We start from the raw sequence: 2934 nt of genomic DNA on the forward strand, positions 1-2934 counted from the left end.
GTGGATACGTACGATGCTGCCTTTGCCCTTGGCAAGCTCCTGGCTGACCATCAGCGAACCGTCCGGCAACGGCATCAGCGAGGCGGCTTTCTCCACGTCCTGGTGGACCACCTGGACACTCCAGCCAGCTGCCGCGCTCACGGGGTAGAAGCTTTGCCAGGCGAAGAAGCCGAGTGCCGCCAGGCAAGGGAGGCCCACGAGGGTGGCGCCGAGTCGCCATAGACGCGGTTTTTTTTTGTTAGGGGAGGCGCTGGACATTGATCACTCTGTCGAAAGAATTCGGCACGAGACTACGCAGGTCACCCGATTTTTTAAATGCGCGTGGCCTGACGCTGACGCATTCGTACGATAATGTCCCCCAAATCGACCTCACTGGCCCTTCCTCGTGATCATCAACTTCGACCTCAACGACCTCCAAGCCTTCCGCGCCGTGGTAGACAAGGGCAGTTTCCGTGGCGCCGCCGAGGCCATCCGCATCTCGCAGCCTGCGCTGAGCCGGCGTATCGAGAAACTGGAGTCGGCCCTCGACGTGAAGTTGTTCGAGCGCACCACGCGGCGGGTCAGCCTGACCATGGTCGGCCGTGCCTTCTTGCCTCAGGTGGAACGCATGCTCGATGACCTCGACGTGGCCTTGATGGGCATCAGCAACGTCGCCTCCACGCGCATGGGCAACGTCACCATCGCCTGCGTGCCGTCGACCGCGTATTACTTCATGCCCCACGTGATCTCCGAATTCCACAAGCTCTATCCGAAAATTCGCCTGCGGGTGCTGGATGCCAGTGCTGGCGAAGTGTGCAATGCGGTGGAGAGTGGCGAGGCGGATTTCGGCGTGAGTTTCAGCGGCAGCCTGGCCGATGAAGTGGAGTTCGAATTGCTGCTGCAGGAGCGCTACGTACTGGCCTGTCGTCGCGATCACCCCCTGGCCGAGCGCGACAGCGTGACCTGGGCCGAAGCCTATGAGCACGACTACATCACCGTCGACAAAACCTCCGGCAACCGCTTCTTGCTGGATCAGGCCTTGCGCGGCGTGCGGGTGAAAAAACCGAGTATCTGCGAGACGCACCACGTGACCACGATGATCGGGCTGGTGGAGGCGGGGTTGGGTGTGGCGATGGTGCCGTCAATTGCGATGCCGGCGGGCACACACCCGATTCTGGTCAGCGTGCCGCTGGTAGAACCCCAGGTGATGCGCAATGTGGGCTTGATAAAACGCCGCGGGCGGACATTGCCGCCAGCGGCGCTGGAGTTGGAACGGTTGGTGCGTGAGATGCCGTTTCGGTCAGTGTGACACCGAGTCCAGGCCGGTGGATTGCACCACCGGTTGCGCCTGGGGCGACGCCAGGAACTGCAGCAGCGCCTTGGCCTGGGCCGGGTGTTCAGCGTTGACCGGAATGCCCGCCGCAAAGCGCGTTACCGATTGCACGTCTTCCGGGATCTTGCCGACGTAGGTCACGCCCGGCACCGGCAACAATTCCGCCACCTGTTGCAAGCCCACTTCGTAGTCACCCTTGGCGACCTGTTCGGCCACCGGGAGGCGTTCGATCATGGTGCCCTTGGCCGGCATGCCGAGCTTCTTGAACAGCTCCTTTTCCACATACACGCCGCTGGCGCTGTCCGAATACGCCACGGACTTGGCCTGGCTCAGCACGGCCTTGAGCTCGGCGTCGGTGCCGATCGCCGGCTTGGCCGCGCCGGCCTTCACCACCAAACCGATGCGCGAGTCTGCCAGTTCAACGCGGGAGGCCTTGTCGACCTTGCCCTGTTTGATCAGCTCATCCAGGGCGTAGCCGACCATGATCACCACGTCGGCGTGTTCGCCACGGGCCAGGCGGTTGGGAATCGCTTCCGGCGCCTTGCCCATCGATGGGCCGAGAATGGTGTCCAGGGTGTCGCCGCTTTGCTGGGCGTATTGCGGGCCGAGCAATTTGTAGGCGGCGGTGAAGCCACCCGAGGTCATTACTTTGAGCTGTTCGGCCTGGGCCGTCAGCGCGAACGCGCCGAGGGCCAGGGTTGCCAGGGACTTGAGCAGCGGGCGCATTACACCGCCTCCTGCATCACCTGCCCACGGGCGTTGGCGCGGCGGTACAGCGCGAGGGTCGAGCACAGCGCGCACAGGGCGGCAAACATCATCCAATAGGCAGGGGAGGCCTTGTCTTCGGTGATGTGGATGAACCAGGTGGAGATCGCCGGGGTGAACCCGCCGAAGATCGCGGTCGCCAAGCTGTAGGCCAGGGAGAAGCCGGCTACGCGCACTTCAACCGGCATGATTTCGGTCAGGGCCGGGATCATGGCGCCGTTGTACATGCCGTACAGGAACGAGAACCACAACAGGGTTTCCAGCATGTGGGCGAAGCTCGGCGCGTTGACCACGAACGACAGCGCCGGGTAAGCGGTGATCACGGTCAGGGCGGTCATGGCGAGCAGCACCGGCTTGCGGCCAAAACGGTCGCTCAGGGTGCCGCCGATGGGCAGCCAGACAAAGTTCGACACCGCCACCAGCAAGGTCACCAGCAGCGCATCGGAGGTGCTCAGTTGCAGCACGGTCTTGCCGAAGGTCGGTGCGTACACGGTGATCAGGTAGAACGCGGTGGTGGTCATGGCCACCATCAGCATGCCGCCGATGACCACGGTCCAGTTCTTCGCCAGGGTGGCCAGCACTTCGCGCATGGTCGGGCGATGCTTACGGTTGGCGAACTCTTCGGTCTCTTGCAGGTTGCGGCGCAGGATGAAGATGAACGGGATGATCACGCAGCCGATGGCGAACGGAATGCGCCAGCCCCAATCGGCAACGACGGCCGGTTCCATCCACACGTTCAGGCCATAACCCAGTGCAGCGGCGACCACGATGGAGATCTGTTGGCTGCCCGATTGCCAGCTGGTGTAGAAACCCTTGCGGCCCGGAGTAGCCATTTCAGCCAGGTACACCGACACACC

Annotated in this window: 3 protein-coding genes and 1 pseudogene; 1 reads left to right on the plus strand and 3 read right to left on the minus strand. The window is 63.1% G+C overall.

Going from position 1 to position 2934, the window contains the following annotated elements:
- A pseudogene (locus HX803_RS31930) lies at nucleotides 1–258 on the minus strand (hypothetical protein); the annotation flags it as partial.
- Nucleotides 259–385: 127 nt separating this feature from the next.
- On the opposite strand from HX803_RS31930, the gene HX803_RS31935 reads away from it, so the two are divergent.
- Nucleotides 386–1288, plus strand: coding sequence for a LysR family transcriptional regulator (locus HX803_RS31935; RefSeq protein ID WP_176995276.1), 903 nt, complete (start codon nucleotides 386–388; stop codon nucleotides 1286–1288).
- Here HX803_RS31935 and HX803_RS31940 read toward each other — a convergent pair.
- Nucleotides 1280–2038, minus strand: coding sequence for a substrate-binding domain-containing protein (locus HX803_RS31940; RefSeq protein ID WP_178926050.1), 759 nt, complete (start codon nucleotides 2036–2038; stop codon nucleotides 1280–1282). The two genes, HX803_RS31935 and HX803_RS31940, sit on opposite strands and share 9 nt — an antisense overlap.
- Nucleotides 2038–2934: tricarballylate/proton symporter TcuC (gene tcuC, locus HX803_RS31945; RefSeq protein WP_178926051.1), on the minus strand; the 897-nt coding region annotated here is incomplete at its 5' end. The genes tcuC and HX803_RS31940, both read right to left, overlap by 1 nt.

Origin of the sequence: Pseudomonas sp. P7548 (genome assembly GCF_013386585.1) — a bacterium.
GTDB lineage: Bacteria > Pseudomonadota > Gammaproteobacteria > Pseudomonadales > Pseudomonadaceae > Aquipseudomonas.

What these genes read in the sequence shown, in the direction of transcription:
- HX803_RS31940 (WP_178926050.1), bottom strand. Translation starts at nt 2,038, where the DNA reads ATGCGCCCGCTGCTCAAGTCCCTGGCAACCCTGGCCCTCGGCGCGTTC.